Annotated in this window: 17 protein-coding genes and 1 pseudogene; 12 read left to right on the forward strand and 6 right to left on the reverse strand. The window is 36.5% G+C overall.

The genetic code is table 11. The annotated features are described in order from the left end of the window. Nucleotides 1–2 precede the first annotated feature (2 nt). From ACZ5QH_RS11955 to ACZ5QH_RS11985, 7 genes are all read left to right on the forward strand, one after another. Entirely contained in the window at nt 3–1751 is a 1749-nt protein-coding gene (locus ACZ5QH_RS11955; RefSeq protein ID WP_303576904.1) for a bifunctional alpha/beta hydrolase/class I SAM-dependent methyltransferase, read from the forward strand. 91 nt (nt 1752–1842) lie between these two features. After that, complete coding sequence (locus ACZ5QH_RS11960) at nt 1843–3198, forward strand: phosphatase PAP2/dual specificity phosphatase family protein (protein ID WP_303576903.1); 1356 nt, start codon at nt 1843–1845, stop codon at nt 3196–3198. Then, nucleotides 3195–3623: a hypothetical protein gene (locus ACZ5QH_RS11965; protein ID WP_056511452.1), complete on the forward strand. Its 429-nt coding sequence runs from the start codon at nt 3195–3197 to the stop codon at nt 3621–3623. The genes ACZ5QH_RS11960 and ACZ5QH_RS11965 overlap by 4 nt, the downstream gene beginning before the upstream one ends. A gap of 317 nt (nt 3624–3940) precedes the next feature. Further along, nucleotides 3941–4681, forward strand: a complete 741-nt coding sequence (locus tag ACZ5QH_RS11970) for a lysophospholipid acyltransferase family protein (RefSeq protein ID WP_303576902.1) — start codon at nt 3941–3943, stop codon at nt 4679–4681. Next, nucleotides 4678–5622 (forward strand): phosphatidate cytidylyltransferase, encoded by a 945-nt coding sequence (locus ACZ5QH_RS11975; protein ID WP_004719987.1) that lies wholly within the window; start codon nt 4678–4680, stop codon nt 5620–5622. Before ACZ5QH_RS11970 ends, ACZ5QH_RS11975 begins: the two co-directional genes overlap by 4 nt. Before the next feature lie 28 nt (nt 5623–5650). Continuing rightward, on the forward strand, nt 5651–6232 hold the full coding sequence (locus tag ACZ5QH_RS11980) for a hypothetical protein (protein WP_303576901.1): 582 nt from the start codon (nt 5651–5653) through the stop codon (nt 6230–6232). A 131-nt stretch (nt 6233–6363) separates the two neighbouring features. After that, a complete protein-coding gene (locus ACZ5QH_RS11985; RefSeq protein WP_016539727.1) occupies nt 6364–6900 on the forward strand; it encodes a lytic transglycosylase domain-containing protein in 537 nt (178 codons plus the stop codon). Nucleotides 6901–7021: 121 nt separating this feature from the next. On the opposite strand, the gene cysK is transcribed toward ACZ5QH_RS11985, so the two are convergent. Continuing rightward, complete coding sequence (gene cysK / locus ACZ5QH_RS11990) at nt 7022–8020, reverse strand: cysteine synthase A (RefSeq protein WP_154130056.1); 999 nt, start codon at nt 8018–8020, stop codon at nt 7022–7024. Between the two features lie 232 nt (nt 8021–8252). Between cysK and plsB the strand changes: the two genes are divergently transcribed. After that, a complete protein-coding gene (gene plsB / locus ACZ5QH_RS11995; protein ID WP_303576900.1) occupies nt 8253–10454 on the forward strand; it encodes a glycerol-3-phosphate 1-O-acyltransferase PlsB in 2202 nt (733 codons plus the stop codon). A 153-nt stretch (nt 10455–10607) separates the two neighbouring features. Here the strand turns inward: plsB and ACZ5QH_RS12000 are convergent, their stop codons facing one another. Continuing rightward, the gene (locus ACZ5QH_RS12000; RefSeq protein WP_034615345.1) at nt 10608–11288 is read right to left on the reverse strand and encodes a class I SAM-dependent methyltransferase; all 681 of its coding nucleotides are present in this window, start codon (nt 11286–11288) and stop codon (nt 10608–10610) included. Between the two features lie 32 nt (nt 11289–11320). Continuing rightward, the gene (locus ACZ5QH_RS12005; RefSeq protein ID WP_034615342.1) at nt 11321–11950 is read right to left on the reverse strand and encodes a TetR/AcrR family transcriptional regulator; all 630 of its coding nucleotides are present in this window, start codon (nt 11948–11950) and stop codon (nt 11321–11323) included. A gap of 516 nt (nt 11951–12466) precedes the next feature. Between ACZ5QH_RS12005 and ACZ5QH_RS12010 the strand changes: the two genes are divergently transcribed. Then, nucleotides 12467–13708: an OmpP1/FadL family transporter gene (locus ACZ5QH_RS12010; protein WP_303576899.1), complete on the forward strand. Its 1242-nt coding sequence runs from the start codon at nt 12467–12469 to the stop codon at nt 13706–13708. A 193-nt stretch (nt 13709–13901) separates the two neighbouring features. Then, nucleotides 13902–14147, forward strand: coding sequence for a hypothetical protein (locus tag ACZ5QH_RS12015; protein ID WP_004719975.1), 246 nt, complete (start codon nt 13902–13904; stop codon nt 14145–14147). A 90-nt stretch (nt 14148–14237) separates the two neighbouring features. Here ACZ5QH_RS12015 and ACZ5QH_RS12020 read toward each other — a convergent pair whose 3' ends face one another. Continuing rightward, nucleotides 14238–14996 carry a phosphodiester glycosidase family protein gene (locus tag ACZ5QH_RS12020; RefSeq protein ID WP_303576898.1) on the reverse strand — a complete coding sequence of 253 codons (759 nt, stop codon included), beginning with the start codon at nt 14994–14996 and terminating at the stop codon, nt 14238–14240. 188 nt (nt 14997–15184) lie between these two features. Here ACZ5QH_RS12020 and ACZ5QH_RS12025 point away from each other — a divergent pair, with 188 nt between their 5' ends. Continuing rightward, nucleotides 15185–15721 (forward strand): lecithin retinol acyltransferase family protein, encoded by a 537-nt coding sequence (locus tag ACZ5QH_RS12025; protein ID WP_004821822.1) that lies wholly within the window; start codon nt 15185–15187, stop codon nt 15719–15721. 57 nt (nt 15722–15778) lie between these two features. Here ACZ5QH_RS12025 and ACZ5QH_RS12030 read toward each other — a convergent pair whose 3' ends face one another. Beyond that, nucleotides 15779–16222 carry an SRPBCC family protein gene (locus ACZ5QH_RS12030; protein WP_244012707.1) on the reverse strand — a complete coding sequence of 148 codons (444 nt, stop codon included), beginning with the start codon at nt 16220–16222 and terminating at the stop codon, nt 15779–15781. Between the two features lie 110 nt (nt 16223–16332). Beyond that, complete coding sequence (locus ACZ5QH_RS12035) at nt 16333–17385, reverse strand: aldo/keto reductase (protein ID WP_303576897.1); 1053 nt, start codon at nt 17383–17385, stop codon at nt 16333–16335. 104 nt (nt 17386–17489) lie between these two features. Between ACZ5QH_RS12035 and ACZ5QH_RS12040 the strand changes: the two are divergent. After that, nucleotides 17490–18385: pseudogene (locus ACZ5QH_RS12040) on the forward strand (LysR family transcriptional regulator). Nucleotides 18386–18387 lie beyond the last annotated feature (2 nt).

Genomic DNA, 18387 nt, shown 5'->3' on the forward strand with positions numbered 1-18387 from the left:
GTATGTATAACAACAGTCATCACACCTTTAAGAGTCATGATGGAACAGAATTGTTTTATCAACATTGGGCAACCAACTCACCGAGCGAAACAAAAAAAGCCATTCTTCTGTTTCATCGTGGACATGAACATTCAGGACGTATGGCGCATTTGGTCAAGGAACTCAATTTAAGTGATTTTGATTTCTTTGCATGGGATGCCCGCGGTCACGGCGATTCCCCTGGTGAACGTGGTGATGCACCTAGCTTCTCAGCATGTGTAAAAGATATTCAATATTTTGTCCAACATATTGAAGAAAACTATGCTATCGATGCCAAAAATATTGCTGTGGTTGCACAAAGTGTAGGTGCGGTATTGGCCGCTACATGGGTACATGATTATGCGCCTAAAATTCGCGCCTTGTGCCTTGCGTCCCCTGCTTTTGACATTAAACTTTATGTGCCATTTGCTGAACCTAGCTTAAGAGTCATGGAAAAAATTCGCGGTAATTTTTTCATCCAAAGTTATGTTAAAGCCAAAATGCTGACCCATGATGAAGAACGTGCTCAAAGCTATGATACCGATCCTAAAATTGCTAAAGCCATTTCGGTGAGAATGTTGCTTGGACTTTATGATGCCTCTAAGCGTATTGTTGCAGATTCACAAAACATCTTTGTACCGACTCAAGTGTTATGCTCAGGTTCAGATTTTGTGGTTTTTCAAAAACCGCAACGTGAGTTTTACCAAAAGCTTCCGCATCCTAAAAAAGAATTACATATTTTAGATGGCTTCTTTCACGATACTTTAGGTGAAAAAGATCGCCATATAGCAACAGAGAAAATACGCCGATTTATCCAGCAATGTTTTGCGGTTGAATATCAAGCACCAGACGTTTTAAATGCGGACAAAATTGGTCCAAGCTGTGCTATTGCTGAAGATCTCAGTTCACCATTACCCGCTAAATCAATGAAGAATGCATTTTGGGAAATCACCAAAAAGAATCTAAAAATTGGTAGCCATTTATCTAAAGGCTTAAAAATTGGTGAAGACACAGGCTATGACTCTGGAAGTACTTTAGATTTTGTCTATCGTAATCAATCTGAAAGTTCCAATCCTATTGGCAAAATCATTGACCGCCAGTATTTAAATGCGATTGGTTGGCGTGGGATCCGTGTCCGCAAACAGAACATTGAACATTTGGTTCAGAAATATGCGGATATTCTGATTAAAAAACGCAAGCCATTGAGAATTATGGATATTGCATCTGGTCATGGGCGTTATATTTTAGATGCTGTGGTTCAACTACCAAAACGACCAGATTCGATTTTATTGCGTGATTATAGTGATATCAATGTACAAGCTGGTCAGCAAATGATTGCAGCACGTGGACTCAATGACATTGCTGAATTTGTTCAAGCAGATGCATTTGATACGCAGTCTTTGGCCTCTGTTAAACCAAAACCATCACTTGCTGTGGTTTCGGGTTTATATGAATTATTTGCAGACAATGATTTGCTCCGTCAATCACTTGAAGGCTTAAGTAAAGCAATCCTTAAAGATGGTTATTTGATTTATACCGGTCAAATTTGGCACCCACAACAAGAATTTATTGCGCGTGCACTAACCTCACATCGTGAAGGTGATGCATGGGTAATGCGTTTACGCTCTCAAGCGGAAATGGATGCACTTGTTGAAGCTGCTGGCTTTAAAAAGGTTGACCAATGTATTGATGAGTTTGGAATATTTACCGTCTCAGTCGCACAAAAGCTATAAAATTTCTGCTATCACAGTTGGTGACTTGATATAAATCAATCTAAGTCACCAATTTTTTAATTTAAATAGAATAAAAATCTACGGATGTTTTATGCAAACACTCATCAAAGAAACTGGGACATGGAAATGGGGCGTACTTTGCTTAGTTTTTCTTGCACCTTTCTTTTTCCTCACTTATGGCTTTGCAAATCAACATGCATCAGGTCTGAGTAATGTTCCAAGTATTGTCTTTGCTTGGGAAAAGCATATTCCACTTTGGGCTTGGACGATTGTGCCATATTGGTCAATTGACTTGTTTTATGGTCTCTCCTTATTGCTTTGTTGGAATAAGTTTGAGCTTAAACAACAAGCGCTTAGGCTATTTTTAGCGCAAGTTATTTCGATTAGTTGCTTCTTACTGTTTCCTTTAAAGTTTAGTTTTGAACGCCCACCTTTAGATGGTTTTTTCGGTCTATGGTTTGATGTCCTCATGGGCTTCGATAAACCCTTTAACCAAGCGCCCTCATTACATATTGTTCTGCTGATTATCCTTTGGGATTTCTATCGTCGCCATGTACAAGGTACGTGGAAATATTTGGTCGATTTTTGGTGTGTGCTGATTGGAATCTCTGTACTCACCACATGGCAGCATCATTTTATTGACCTTCCTACAGGAATACTGGTTGGTGCTTTATGCTTATGGTTATTTCCAATTTCAGTAAAATCCCCATTCAGAAAAGATGGACTGCAACTGTTAACAGCAAAACATTTAAAGCTTGGCAGTTATTACCTATGTGGTTCAGTAATTTTCTTTATCTTAGCTTATGAGTTTAGATCATGGGGACTGTGGTTAATTTACCCTGCTGTGAGCCTGTTTATCGTTGCACATAGCTATAGTTTTGTACGTCCACATTTTTTTCAAAAACAAGAAAATGGCAAAATGACGGTTGCAGCACAAATACTGCTTGCACCTTATTTAATCTTTGCTTGGCTTAATAGTCGTGTTTGGACCAAAAAGCATCCCGAAGATTCTTTCATCATTCAACATGAACTTAAAAAAATCTATATTGGAAGAATTCCAACACAACAAGATCACCACCAATACAATGCAATATTTGATTGTGTTGCTGAGTTACCCTTAAATCAAGCAACTGCATATCAGCAATATCTCAGTCTAGATCTGATTCCATTACAAGCCAATCAGCTTGAGTTAGCCGTAGCACGATTAAATGATTTGATGTCAAAGCTTGAAGCAAGCTCTACCCAAAATATTCTGATTTTTTGTGCCTTAGGTTATTCAAGAAGTAGCGCTCTACTCACCGCTTGGCTGATTCAACAAAACCAAGATGCCAATATTGATGAAATGGTAAACATTATTCGTAAAGCTCGCCCTTGGGTGGTATTAAAACAAGCTCAACTTGAAGAATTAGAAATTTACCATCTAAAACTGAAAGGTTTAGCGCCATGAAAATGAATTTTTATGTGGTTGCGCAACTGTTGTCTGCAACCACAGCTATATTACTTTCAGGTTATTTGGCTTTTGCCTTATCTATTTTTGCCATCCTGTTCAAAGGCTGGCAATCCTTTGAGTTTTGGACGTTCATTGTCATTACATTGTTATTATCTGGGCTTCATCACTACCTCTCATTTAGAGTTAAGTTTGATGCTCAACTCATTAAAATGATTGCACGAGAATCCCAAACTGAATCTATTGAAAACTTAACCCTGCAATTTGATCAAACCCTAATGAGTATGAAATTGATGCCCGCATCCAAAGCAGGTCGTGATTGGTCACAGCGTTTTGCAGGATGTTTTAAACTTTTAAAACTTCAAATTGCTTTATTATTGATACAATATCTGGTTTTAATGATTTTGATTTCTAGAATTATTTAAAGCGATTTTAACCTCAACTGATACAGTTTTAGCTGATATATCAATTGTTATCGTATGATGGTTTTAATCATCTTAAATCAAGAAAATTCTCAGCTTCTCAGCAGTGAAGATCTTGAAATGCTATAAAATTCTTCTATGATTCAAAAAATAGAAATGATAAATTTGTAAAAGGAGACCAAGCTTTTTACTTTTTATTCAAAACTAAGTTTGGTTATATTTTTATTTTAATCACTTAAAAAGTAGAATTTTATACTTTAATCATCTTATTATACAGCTTGCCCCACAATAAAATGCTTCAATATCAGTCGGCTTAGAGAATGAATCAACTACCTGAACAACGTTCCGAACAAGATAAAGAGTCATACAATAAACCGTCTTTAGAGCAAAAGACTCAACACTTAGATTCATCTAATGGAAATTTAGCATCACACTCTATTGCTCGCTTTATCGCATTTTTGACACGCCGTGGCGCACGACTCTTAACTGGTGCTCGTAGCTTGTGGGTTGGTTGTCAGCCTGAGATGAAACAACGTATTTACTATGCCAATCACAATAGTCATATCGACTTTATCTTATTGTGGTCTTCACTTCCCAAACTGATGCGTCGTAAAACTAAACCTGTTGCTGCTTCAGATTATTGGCTGAAAGATGGTTTTAGACAATTTTTAATTAAAGACACCTTTAATGGTGTCACGATTCAACGTAATCGCGAAGATAATGCAGACCCTTTACAACCTGTGAAAGACGCTCTTGCTCAGGGTTATTCCATTATTTTCTTTCCTGAAGGTACTCGAAATCTCGATGATGATCTTGAGCTATTACCTTTTAAAAGTGGCCTCTATAACTTACATAAACAATTTCCTGAGATTGAGATTGTCCCTGTTTGGATTTCAAATCTAAGACGTGTCATGCCAAAAGGTTCTTTTGTTCCTTTACCTTTACTGTCTACCGTATGCTTTGGCTTTCCTTTAGAACAACATTTAGAAATGGATAAAGCCACATTTATAAATTATGCACAGAAGCAGCTATTACAATTAAAAGAGGTTGAGAATCAATGATTTTAGATAATCTGAATAAAACCTATCTTTTATTTGGTATTTTTGCGGGAATTTTAGTTTTTGCATCTAGCGTGGGCTTTATTCTCAAACAAAAAGCTGGGCAAAAACCCTCATCAGTGATTGATAATTTAAACGCACGGATCAATGCTTGGTGGGTGATGTTGATCGTCATTGGTGCAGCCATCCTATTGGGTCAAACTGCATTTATTATCTTATTTGGGATTATTTCCCTGTTTGCTCTACGAGAATTTACCAGTCTATTGCCAACACGGCGTGGTGATTATTTCCCTTTACTTATCGCCTTTTATTTTGTTATTCCCTATCAATATTATTTGATCTATATCGACTGGTACGGCTTATATTCAATTTTTATTCCACTTTATGTATTTTTACTGATTCCAATAGCCAGTCTAAAACAAGAAGATACCAAACACTTCCTTGAACGTAGTTCTAAAATTCAATGGGGACTCATGGTCTGTGTTTTCTGTATTTCCCATGTCCCTGCATTACTCAATTTAAAACTAAATGGTTTTAAAGGTGAACCGATTTGGTTAGCAATCTGGCTGATTATGGTCGTTCAAGCATCCGATGTTTTGCAATATGTCTGTGGTAAGCTTTTTGGAAAGCACAAGGTTGCGCCGGTCTTATCACCATCAAAAACAGTTGAAGGCTTAGTGGGTGGGATTGTTTTAGCCACAGCTTTAGGTGTTGCTATGGCATGGCTTACTCCATTTAGCTATCTACAAGCTGCATTGATAGGACTGGTTGTGTGTATCTTTGGCTTTTTCGGTGGTTTGGTGATGTCAGCCATCAAACGTGACCGTGGTGTCAAAGATTGGGGGCAGTTGATTCATGGTCATGGTGGAATGTTAGATCGGATTGATTCTATCTGCTTTTCTGCACCCATCTTCTTTCATATTTTAAGATATTGGTGGAGTTAGTGAATAAACATGATTGTGAGAAATAGAGATGAATTACAAAATAATATTTACAATGCTCTGTGTAGGTTTTGGTCTACAAGCCTGTAGTTTATTTAATCAGTCTGAATGTAATAATCAACAAGTGACTGATCATGTAAAAAAACTCTACTCAAGTCAGGTAAATATCAGTTTTGGATCAAAATTAAATCAACTTACTCAACAATTTAATCCAAATGCAAACACAACAACAAAAATCATCCCTTCTATAGAAGGAATCACTTTAAATAAAATAAAGCGATTAAATCTGGAAAAATTACAGGCTGATAAAGACAATCAGGATTCACAAAATCTAATCGATTTGATTACTGATCGCTTTGAAGGTGCACAATATATTTGCCAAGGTGTAATTCAACAAGAGATTAGCTCCAATGTACTTGCAGATATGACCAAAGAACTTTTAGATAAAGACTCAAATGTGATTGAAGGAAATAAATTAAATATTCCAGTAATTTATGCTCTGTACCAACACAATGGAAATCAACAATTTGAAGTTCAATATACTGCTCAGAATCCATTGCATTTAATGTTGGCAATAATGTTACAGAAAAAACAAGCAAAAATGACGAAATAACGCCTAAATAGCAAGCAACCAGAAGCTTAAGATACAAATCACGAATAAATCTACCAATTTTCATAGATTGACAGGTTTAAATCAGCTACTTAACATCAGGGCAATCTTGGATACATAACATTGGTTTTATTTTGAATTTTCAGTATCAGTTAAAAATAATTTCTACAGTGGGCTTAACACTTGCGATCACAGCATGTTCGTCTTTGGGTGGCGGCTCTGTGCAAAAACGTGCTGCTAAACTATCTACTGGAATCCAAAAAGCCTATTCTGTCTCTCCCGATGTTGCCAATCGTGTATCCCCAATGATTGTACAAAGCGCAGATCAATATGATGTAGATCCTTTACTGATCGCAGCGACCATCCGTCAAGAATCGAGCTACCGTAGTTATGTCACCTCTCCATCTGGTGCTGTTGGGCTTACCCAAATCATGCCGCGTTATTGGCAACAAGCCTGCCCTGGTGATTTGTTTGATGAATATACCAATGTACGCTGTGGCACCATGATCTTGGCAAAATATAATCAAAGTGCAGGAAGCTGGAAAAAGGCCTTAGCCTACTACAATGTTGGACCCACAAATTACCAAACAAATCGAAAAATGAAACGCCAAGGTAAACGATACGCGAAACAAGTCAAACAACATGAAAAGCAGTTAAAGTCTTCATTATAAAATTTAAGAATAGAAATTGAATATCAATAAAATAAACCCACTCTTGCTGATACTTGAGCGGGTTTATTTTCTAGTCTATAACAACAATACACAACATAGACATAAACGATTTAATTCAAGCTTAATCTGCTGAAATATCTTCAAACAAAACGGAAGACAAATAACGTTCACCCGCATCTGGAAGAATCACCACAATGGTTTTGCCTGCATTTTCAGGACGAGCAGCTAATTGTGCAGCAGCAGCTAACGCCGCACCACTAGAGATACCGACAAAAATACCTTCTTGAGTGGCACTTTGACGGGCAAAATCAATCGCTTCTTGGTTGTCGATAGCAATAACTTCATCAACTAAGTCTAAATCCAAGTTTTTCGGAATAAAGTTTGCACCAATCCCTTGGATCTTATGTGGCCCAGGCGTTAAAGTTTCACCACGTTTGGTTTGTCCAATAATTGGTGAATCTGCGGGTTCTACAGCAACGGAGTAAATCGCTTGCTGCTTGACCTTTTCAAAATAACTTGAAATACCTGAAATAGTACCGCCAGTTCCGACACCAGCAACAAGAATATCGACTTTACCGCCTGTTGCAGCCCAAATTTCAGGACCAGTTGTTGTCTCATGTATTTTAGGATTGGCTGGGTTTTCAAATTGTTGCGGTAAATAATATGTTTCAGGTTGTTCTGTTGCTAAACGTACTGCCTCATCAACTGCGCCTTTCATACCTTTTGCGGGCTCAGTTAAAATTAAATTTGCACCCAACGCTTTTAATACTTTACGGCGCTCTATACTCATACTTGCTGGCATGGTTAAAGTGATGGCATAACCTTTTGCCGCTGCTACAAATGCCAATGCAATACCAGTATTTCCGCTGGTTGGTTCTACAATATGCATGCCTTTTTTCAAAAGCCCCTTCGCTTCTGCATCTGCAATAAGTGCAGCGCCAATTCGATCTTTAACAGAAAACGCAGGATTACGACTTTCAATTTTTGCTAAGACTGTTGCGCCACCTGTAATAAGACGATTGATACGAATAAGTGGTGTATTTCCAATTGCCTCAGCATTATTAGAATAAACAGCAATCCCTAAGTTTTCAGTTGCTGGAAAATTTGGATCTGTAGACATGACCTTTCCTTGAATTTAAATGAATTTATATCAATCTATCATAATGCTTTTCTATGAAACTTTGATATTGAGTAACTGAATTTAATTATACCAATATCGAAATAGTTTATTGATAAAAATCATAAGTTTAGTTTTTAGGCAAAGTGTTTGACCGATTTGTCGTCAAATCAAACTATATATTTGTATATTATTTCAAGCATAATAACGATATGACTCATATTCAGAGAATATTATGGCAAGTAATGCTTATCAAAAATTTTATCGTCAATTTACAAAAAAAATCTTAGATAAAATCGTCAGCCCACAAGTTTTAGGCGATACAAAAACTCTTGAAAATACAGTTAATGATCCAAACACAGCTAATTTTCCGATTTGTTATGTCATTCAAGACGACTCAACTTCAAATAAAGTCTTGATCGACAATGAAACAGAAAAAAGAAAACTCAGCCCTGCTTTTGCGCCACTTAATCTAGGGGCAGATTATCAGGAAGATGATCGTTTTATCATTTTAGAACCAACAAAAAGCAATGCTTCTGCATACTACCCAGATAAAATTATTCGCTTAGTCGAATATTTACTGAAACATCCTGAGCAAGATGTGCTTTTAGTACCAACAACAATTTTATGGGGACGTGCACCAGAGAATGAAGATAGCTGGTATAAAGCATTGATGACCGATGCTTGGGCTAAACCAACGGGCATTAAGCAAGCACTGAATATTACCCTGTATGGCCGTAATAATTATATTGAATTCCATCAAGCAGTTTCTTTACGCCAGTTAATCGATTCAGCCATTGAACTCACACCCAATTTTTCACCAGCGCATTATGTGGTGACTGAGCTCAATAAACAATTTAATGGCTATAAAGAAGCAATTCTTGGTCCTGATATTTCAGATCGTCGCAATGTGATTAACAAACTCATGGTGAGTGATGCGGTCAAAGAAGCCATTCTCAATGAAAGTATTCATAAAAAAATTAGCATCAATGAAGCCGAAGCACTCGCGCATAAATACCTCGATGAAATCGTCTCTGATTTCTCTTATTCGACCTTACGCTTTGCTGAAATTGCTTTAACTAAATTGTGGACCCAGCTCTATGACGGTATCGAAGTACATAATTTCGATACAGTTCGTGAACTTGCCAAAGATTATGAAATTGTCTATACCCCTTGTCATCGCAGCCACATTGACTATTTGTTATTGTCTTATGTGATTTATAACCGTGGCTTGATGGTTCCGCATATTGCAGCAGGTATTAATTTAAATATGCCTGTGGTTGGGCAACTGATGCGTGGTGCAGGTGCATACTTTATTCGACGTAGCTTTAATGGTAATGCGCTTTATACCGCTGTCTTTAAAGAATATATCTACAGTATGCTCAATCGAAATACACCAATGGAATATTTTATTGAAGGTGGTCGTTCTCGTACTGGACTTTTATTGCCGCCTAAAAAAGGGATGCTCGCAATGACCATCCAAAGTTATTTGCGTGGGAATAGTAAACCGATTGCCTTTATTCCGACTTACTTTGGATATGAAAAACTGATCGAAGGCAGTTCATACATAAAAGAACTGGGTGGACAGAAAAAACAAGCTGAATCACTATTTGGACTACTTAAATCTATTCAAAAGATTGAAAAAGTCTTTGGTGTTGTCCACGTCAATTTAGGTGAACCAGTTTTCCTTGAAGAGATCTTAAAAAAGAACAATGCTCCACAACGTGTTGCTTTGCATGAAGAGATGCCTGAGTCTGTTAAAGCCACGGTCAATGATGTTGCATTTGATATTTTGGAAAATATCAATAAAGCCGTAGTGATTAATCCTATCAGTTTGATTTCTCTAGTCTTGTTAAATGCACCAACGCATGCTTTGGCAGAGCGTGAAGTATTGGTACGTTTAGAACAATTCCGTAATCTACTCAAACAGCATCGTTATGATGAGCGTATGCAAATCACTGAGCTTTCCAACACAGAAATCATTCAATATGCCATGAAGCTTAAACAAGTTGAATTGATTGAGCATGATAATGAACGTTGGGTGAAAGTCAGTGATATACAGGTGGGCTTACTTAAGTATTTCAGTAATAACATTCTGCACACGTTTATCCTGCCAGCACTGATTGCCAAAGTATTGCGTGTTGAAACAGAGCAGCAGCAATTTGAGATTTCAAAATCTGATTTATATACCCAAGTCATCGAACAATACCCACTTATACAAAAAGCCTTCTTTTTAAAATGGGATGAGTCTGAGATTGAGAGTGAAATCACACAAATTGTCGATTATTTTGTTGCGGAGAAATTAATCACACTTGAAGCAGATCAAAGCATTAAGATTTCAAATGCAGATCCTAAAATTCGTTTACTTTCCGCCCTTGCTCATCTATATGATGTCAATGTGGTGAAAGAACCTGAAAAAGAAAGCAAAGAGAAATAATCTTTTAAGCTTTGACGATGATCCAAAATAAAGAAGTTCCTTCAACCATTTGGATAAGGAACTTTTTTATAAGCGTATATAGCTCATAGAAATATGACTGATTGATTTACTTTAAGCAAAAAATGATTTTTAGTTATTACTTAGAGGTTTTTCTTAATCCGTTTTAAATGCAATAAAACCATGATAATTCAATACTTGAGCAAAGTTTTCCACACGCTTAAAACCTGCTTGTAAATACAAAGCACTCATTTCATCAACAGAAATTAAAGCAAAATCTTGTTCAATACGATCGGTCATAAGTTGCGCCTGTTTTTCTGTTAATCCGGTTGCTAAACTCAGATTTTTTAAAGCTTGTAATTGTTTGGTATTCGAAATTTCCATCAACTCATAACTTAAACATAGACCAGTACTGCTTAGGTGATTTGCAATATCTTTTAAGAATTGTGCTTTTGCATCAACTGGAACAAAATGTGAAACCAAGATCGCCAAAGCCACATCAAAACTCACATCGACTCGTTTAAGAACAGATGTATCACCTTGTATAAACTGAATTCGAGAACAAAGCCCTAAATCTGCTATATGTTGTTTGGCTTTATCAATCATATTTGCTGCAGGATCTATTGCTGTAAAATTCCAATGAGGAAATTGCTCAGCCAAATATTGCAGTTCATAACCTGTACCACATCCCACGACTAAAATCTTCGCTTGAGTCGATACATAGCTCTTTAATACAGCATGGACTTGTAAATGTATCAGTTCATAACCGGGAATTAATTTACGAATATGTGCATCATATCCTTCAACTACAACTGGATTATTAAAGTCCTTTGCCATTTCTTTAAGCCTTGCAATGATGATTAATATTATTATTCCTGAGGATGTTTGACTTTCACTGCCTGTAAACAAAAATCAGCGATTTGTTTTACAAAATACTCTTTATAGCTTTTATCAAAACGCTTGGTCTTGGCGATACTTAAAGGTTCAATCACAACAAAAGTCATTGCACCCACGATGCACAATGCGGTGGTATTTAAATCCTCAAAAATAAACTCACCTGAATGACGTCCTTCGGTCAAAATTTTAATAATACTTTCTTTAATCAATTGCTTGCTTTGAAAACGTTCTAACTCAAATTGAGGATCGACAGGTTCAAATAATAAAGAATAAGACAGTCGAGGGCTATTCATTGCCCTTTTTACAAAAGTTGTAACGGCGCGATCTAGTTTTTCTACAGCGCTGAGTTGGGTATGTGCAATATCATTGAGAATATTGACTTCGATATGAATCGCCGCATTTAAAACTTCAATCAATACCTGATTTTTATTTTCAAAATAACGATAGACCAGTCCACTTGAAACGCCTGCCCGATCTGCAATCGCTTGAATTTGTGCATCTTTAAATCCTCCTTGTGCAACCAGTTCTCGTGCAGACAATAAAATCATCTCGCGGTTCTGTTGCATTTTCTCTTCCATGACAGAGGATCTTTTATAGTTCATAGCGATACGTAAATTCCATTCCAAATAAACTGGCAGCGAATAGTTTACCCTGTTGGTATGACAAGGTAATTCAGATTAAATACTAATAAATTTTGCAGCAATAAGCTATCCACCTAGATCGCTTGACTCAATATTTAATAAATCATTGATGAACTTAATCATCTTGTTGAGGTTATTTTGTACCATTGCTGATCTATCAATTCCTGATCGATCAAAGCAGTCATTTTAAATTACTTCTTTTTGGAAAATAATCATTTTTAAATCAGCGATTGATCCTTCAATATTCTTCAATGATCTAAGGCAACTTCTTAAGACAATGCACATATGAATTGTCCGATAATCCCCCCTTAAATTGGTCATTACACCCCTTTATTAAATCCAGTAAAAATGATTCACTAAAATCATAAAGCTTTCAGATAAAACTTAAATAAACTAATAGCTTAACCTCTATTATTCACTATAGTTTTGTCTGAATTTTATATGCGAAATAAAAAAAACATTCAAGGAAAGAAAAGCATGAAAACTCAATCACTCATTCTCAGTATCCTCAGCGTTTTACCCACTGCTTATACTCATGCAGCTGCGATGGATCAATCTGGTCAATCGATACTGGCGTTTCTTGAAGACAAGAATTATTTCGAAGCCAGTATTGCCGCAGTTGACCCGAAAGTATCAGGCAAAGTCCGAAATCGACCTGATTTAGTCAATGCAGGCAGCAATGATCTGAGTACAGGTGATATGGCACAATCATATCAATACTATAATGCAGCATTAAAACTGCAAATTGCGCCAAAAGTTTCCTTTGGGCTCATCTATGATCAACCTTATGGTGCTGCAATCGAATATCCTTTACGTAGCAATAATACCTTCTCTGATACTGAAATCAGTATGAAAGGTACCCTTGCGGATGTTGATACTCAAAATATTGCGATGCTATTTGGTTTTCAGCCAGATGCTCATTTTAACCTCTACGGCGGTGGCGTATACCAGACAGTCAAAGGTAAAGTGTCTTTACGTGGTAATTCGATGAGTGTGTTTAATGGCTATGATGCCAACTTTAAACAAGATAGTGCTGTTGGATGGCTTGCTGGTGCTGCTTTTCAGATTCCTGAAATTGCTTTAAAGGCAGCCGTGACTTATCGTTCTAAAATCAAGCACAAAATAGATGCTCAAGAAACCATTTTTGGACAACCTTTAGCATTCACCACTGATAAAGATACAGAAATCAACACGCCACAATCGGTAAATTTAGATTTTCAAACAGGGGTTTATAAAGATACGTTGGCATATTTAAATGCGCGTTGGGTAAATTGGAAAGATTTTAGAATCCGTCCAACACAGTTTGGCGCACTCACTGAACTGGCAACGGCTGAGTTAAGCCAAGGCCTATATGCTGGTGGATTTAATCTGGATGACTATCAAAAAGACCAATACAGCATCACTGTTGGCTTAGGACATCAATTCACACAAAAATGGGCTGGGTCGGCTGATGTTTCATGGGATTCTGGTACTGGAAATCCTGCTTCTGTATTAAATCCTACCAAAGGCGGTTGGGGCTTAGGGTTGGGTGTTCAATACAATCCTACTGACAATTACTTTATCGCAGGAAGCATCAAATATATTTGGATTGGGGACGCCACGGCACAAGATGGTACCTATTACATTCCGGTACCCGGTGCTTCAGAAATTGCCCAACAAGGCGATTATCAAGACAACAATGCCATAGGCTATGGTCTAAAAATAGGTTACCGTTTCTAATGCTCGATGCGTGATCTTGTTAAAATTATTTTTTAGCGTAGACTTCATTCTAGTGTATATACTTGAGAATGAAGTCTTTTTCTTTTTATTCAAAGACAAATTCATTTTTCCGTCATTTGTATACGCTATAAATTTTAATGATCAATATGAATAAACCTGAGTAAAAAACCAACTTAAATTAAAGGATCAGAATATGAAATTATTACGTTTAATTCCAATTCTCGCTTTAGGCACTATCTTAACCGCATGTGGTGGTATGCCAAAGGAATGTGAAGAATCTTGGAAGCATATGGAAGACTTGGCAAAACAAAGTGGCATTCCTGAAGATTCACTAAAAGAACAGAAAAAAGCCTTTGAAGAAGAAATTAAAAAGTTATCTAAAGAAGACGCTATTCAAGCCTGTAAAGCACAATCTTCAATCATTGGTATGGTTAAGTAATTTATCCTTGATTTACAAAAATGGATGCTTCTATTTGCAGGCATCCATTTTTTTCCTGTAAATAAAAACTAAAACTTTAATTTTGCCATTTTAATCGTCACAATTTTTTGCTTCACTATAAATAAACATCGGGCCTAAATCATAAGTCTGATCATTTCTTTTCACTTGTGGAATGAATGCACTTGAAATTGAACCATCTAAATATAAAGCTTGATCTGTTTTAAGCTGCGACTTAAAAATATCAGCAAAATTATAAAAATTAATTTTTCCACGACTTATCACGAAATACAGTTGATTATTTTTAATTCCCACCCCATTGCGAACTTTTAACGAATCTGAGTTTTTAACAAAAATTGGATTGATCTCACCATTGATCAATAACATTGGACCAGATTGTGTAGCATAGCGAGCTTTAAAATTAGATTTAAGATATTGCTCTGTGGTTTTAATCACAGCTTGTTTATTGTTCCAAGCAACCACACCATTGGGTTGCATAAAAAAATTACCAAATTTGTTTTTTTGTTGGTTTAATTCTATTTGTTGTTTACCTTGTTCAATGTACAAGCCTACTGGTGCAAAATTAGGGTGATACATTCCTGCATTCATGGCAAAACTGATCTGACAATTTTTACGCTCTTTTTGCACAGCTGCGAACTTTTTATAGGTTTGCCCTTGTTGGTTTTTTAAAAATAGTTGTAACTGATCCAGATCGTCGATACGAACAGCATCTGCGATCACCTTCTTGTCTTTGATTATTTTGATATAGTCAGTATTGGCATTGACTTGAAAGGAAAGTGCACTCAAACCCATCATGCTTATCAGCGCATATACCCCAGTTTTAAAATTCATAACATCCCCATTCAAAGCGTCATATTTTATCGTGTGATCTATTGAATAATGAAGGCTAATTAGCACTTTTAATGCATTTTTTTACTTAATTATCACTTTAAGGGCTATCAAATTCATTTTGCATGGTTATAATCAAACTATCCTTTCAATTAAATACATGTGTACACTTTATTTGAACTGAGTGGAATATGCAGACAAAACAAATAGCTAAATACCCGTTAGGTGCGCATTTAATCGTCAAACATTTTGGCTATAGCCATCATGGAATCTATGCTGGTAAAGGTCGTGTTATACATTATTCTGGGCTGGCACATTTTGTAAAAAAACGTCCTATCGAAATCACTTCACTTGAAAAATTTTCACATGGTAAAGTGATTCGTGTCCGTTACTATGATCAACCTAAGTTTTCTGGTCGTCATGTGGTCCGACGTATGCGTACACGTATGAACGAAAACAGCTACCATTTGATTATCAATAATTGTGAACATCTGTGTAGTTGGGCAATTACAGGGGTTGAAAGTAGCCCTCAAGTGGTAAAAATGATGAACCGTTTAACCACGATTGGCTATATCAGTTCAATCATGACCTATATGAATGGCTTATTTTTAACAGTTGCAACCACCTGTTTTGCATTGGTTTTATATATAAAAATGAAACTCAGGGCTCAGTCAAAATTAAAACTTCCAACCTATTTATCACTTAAAGAACAACAGCCTAAAAAGTAAAATACTCAACTAGGTTGTTCACATGACGTTAGGCAAAGCCCTGATTTTAAATCACCATTAAAATGGTGGAAATTTGTCTTCAACCAATTTGAGTTCTATTCCATGTTCCAAATAAGCTTTTAAACCATCCAGCACTGTGGTGAATCCCCCAGTTGCATCTATAATAAATTGAATCAGTTCAGAGCCTTGTAGTGAAATATCGTAATTTCTAATTTTTAAATAGGTGTGCTCGGGGCTAATTTCTTCAAATATAAAATCTACCGATGTTTTGGGTTCACCCCAAGTAATTTGAATCAATTTATTTTCAATAATGTTAAATACCATAACCTTTGCGCTGACTTGATACTTATCCCAACTCCATTGCACAATTTTACCTTCTTTTAGCGGGCCTGTAGAACGACTAAACCAGAATTTTGAAGTAATTTCAGGATCAATAAATGCATTAAAAACCGCAGAGACAGGTTTACGAATTAACATTTGAGTTTCAATGGTTGGATTCATTCTTATTACTCTTCTAAGCTTATATAGAACTATATATGGATAACAAAGTGATACTGATAACATAAGTGCTATGTAATCAGTATCATGTTTTTGTTAACAAATTTAACGAATTAGTTTTGAATAAGTGATGATTCAACAATGCGCTGATAGCGCTCTGAAAATTGACCATTCCAATACGGGTAATATGGATATGCTGGATAAACCGCACTGACTTGATTTAAACGCTGTAATTGTGAATCCGTAAGCACTAGATCTGTTGCAATGAGATTATCTTGCAATTGTTGTTGATTTCGAGCACCAATCAGTACAGTAGACACTGTAGGACGTGTGAGCAACCATTTTAAAGCAATTTGAGGGACTGAATATCCCGTGTCTAATGCAATCTGTTTTAATGCGTCTATCACTTGATAGAGATATTCTTCGTTTACAGGTGGCGCAAATTGTGCTGTTTCATGTAAGCGACTATTTTCAGGCAAAGGATGCTCACGATCAAACTTACCTGTCAAACGTCCCCATCCCAAAGGACTCCACACAACAGCACCAATATGCTGATCATGATTTAAAGGCATCAGTTCCCATTCATAATCCCGACCTATCAATGAATAATACACTTGATGTGCCACCATTTTTTCATAACCATAACGATCTGCAATCGACTGCGCTTTCATCAATTGCCAGCCTGAAAAATTAGAAGCCCCGATATAACGAACTTTTCCGCTTCGGACCAATTCATCTAAAGTTTTCATAAGCTGATCTAACGAAGTAAAGCTATCAAACTGATGTAACTGTAGAACATCGATATAGTCTGTATTTAAGCGTTTTAATGATTGCTCTACAGCATGAATTAAATAATGACGACTCAATCCGACCTGATTCACTTGTTCATTGCTACGAAGCGCAACTTTAGTTGAAATAATTGCACTGTGCCGATACGGCGCTAATGCAATTCCAAGCATTTTTTCAGATTCACCGTCTGAATACACATCGGCCGTATCAAAGAAATTAATTCCTGCATCTATACATGTAGTAATCATTTGATTGGCTTCTTTCTGCCCTGCTTGTCCCCATGCAGAAAATAGAGGACCTTTCCCACCAAAGGTTCCAGCACCAAATCCCAACTCAGATACTTTTAAACCAGAATTGCCTAAAAAATTATATTTCATGATCATTCACCTTGATTGAATAATGTGTCTCATCACAAAATAACAACTTGGTATTATTTTAAAAATCAGGATAATAAGGAATTACTTTTTCGATTTTATGGAAAATGAATACACAAGACTTTCAATTCTTCTTACGTGTCGCAGATTTAGGTTCAATCAGCCAAGCGGCAAAAGAAGCCAATATTGCAGTTTCAGTGGCAAGTCAACGAGTGCAAAGGCTTGAAAATCAGCTCAGTCTTAAACTTTTTTATCGCACGACACGGAAACTGAGTCTGACCGAAGAAGCCAAAATATTGATTGAGCAAGGACGTCCACTACTCGATAGTTTCCAGACATTAACCGAAAATTTAAAGCTTCAAGATCAAAAACTTTCAGGAAGCATCAATATCACGGCTTCCGCAACCTTTGGAACACAGATACTGGTTTAGGTTATTGCTGAGTTTTTAAAACAACACCCTGAATTATTAATCAATTTAGATTTAAATGACCAAAATGTAGATCTTATTAGTCAAGGCATGGATCTTGCGATTCGCATTGGCAAACTACAAGATTCTTCTTTCATCGCAAAACCATTAGCTATCAATAAGCGCTTACTTTGTGCTGCACCTGAATATCTCGCTAAATTTGGTATCCCGAAACGTTTAGAGGATTTACAGCAACATCGTTGTATCGTGCAACGTCATCAACAAGGCATCAGCAATACATGGAACTTTGTGGATCATGCTAACCCAAATAGAAGATTAGATATTCAGGTAAATGGCTATTTTATTACCAACTCAGGCGAAGGGATTCGTCAGGCATCTTTGGCAGGGCTCGGCATATCTAATCACTCACTTTGGCATGTCAAAAACGATTTAGATTCAGGAAAACTGGTTCATGTGCTTCCTGATTTTATGATAGAACCCACTGCTATTTATGCTGTTATTCCCGATAAAAAATTAATCTCTGATAAAGTAAAGTTTTTATTGAGTATTTACAGGATTACTTTAAAGAATTCTAATG

The sequence above is a fragment of the Acinetobacter sp. Ac8 genome (assembly GCF_055392545.1).

Coding starts and splice junctions, on each gene's coding strand:
- ACZ5QH_RS11955 (WP_303576904.1), top strand. CDS start 3: ATGTATAACAACAGTCATCACACCTTTAAGAGTCATGATGGAACAGAA.
- ACZ5QH_RS12015 (WP_004719975.1), top strand. CDS start 13,902: ATGAAATTATTACGTTTAATTCCAATTCTCGCTTTAGGCACTATCTTA.
- ACZ5QH_RS12010 (WP_303576899.1), top strand. CDS start 12,467: ATGAAAACTCAATCACTCATTCTCAGTATCCTCAGCGTTTTACCCACT.
- ACZ5QH_RS12030 (WP_244012707.1), bottom strand. CDS start 16,222: ATGAATCCAACCATTGAAACTCAAATGTTAATTCGTAAACCTGTCTCT.
- ACZ5QH_RS11965 (WP_056511452.1), top strand. CDS start 3,195: ATGAAAATGAATTTTTATGTGGTTGCGCAACTGTTGTCTGCAACCACA.
- ACZ5QH_RS12005 (WP_034615342.1), bottom strand. CDS start 11,950: ATGAACTATAAAAGATCCTCTGTCATGGAAGAGAAAATGCAACAGAAC.
- ACZ5QH_RS11960 (WP_303576903.1), top strand. CDS start 1,843: ATGCAAACACTCATCAAAGAAACTGGGACATGGAAATGGGGCGTACTT.
- ACZ5QH_RS12000 (WP_034615345.1), bottom strand. CDS start 11,288: ATGGCAAAGGACTTTAATAATCCAGTTGTAGTTGAAGGATATGATGCA.
- plsB (WP_303576900.1), top strand. CDS start 8,253: ATGGCAAGTAATGCTTATCAAAAATTTTATCGTCAATTTACAAAAAAA.
- ACZ5QH_RS11975 (WP_004719987.1), top strand. CDS start 4,678: ATGATTTTAGATAATCTGAATAAAACCTATCTTTTATTTGGTATTTTT.
- ACZ5QH_RS11970 (WP_303576902.1), top strand. CDS start 3,941: ATGAATCAACTACCTGAACAACGTTCCGAACAAGATAAAGAGTCATAC.
- cysK (WP_154130056.1), bottom strand. CDS start 8,020: ATGTCTACAGATCCAAATTTTCCAGCAACTGAAAACTTAGGGATTGCT.
- ACZ5QH_RS11980 (WP_303576901.1), top strand. CDS start 5,651: ATGAATTACAAAATAATATTTACAATGCTCTGTGTAGGTTTTGGTCTA.
- ACZ5QH_RS12035 (WP_303576897.1), bottom strand. CDS start 17,385: ATGAAATATAATTTTTTAGGCAATTCTGGTTTAAAAGTATCTGAGTTG.
- ACZ5QH_RS12025 (WP_004821822.1), top strand. CDS start 15,185: ATGCAGACAAAACAAATAGCTAAATACCCGTTAGGTGCGCATTTAATC.
- ACZ5QH_RS12020 (WP_303576898.1), bottom strand. CDS start 14,996: ATGAATTTTAAAACTGGGGTATATGCGCTGATAAGCATGATGGGTTTG.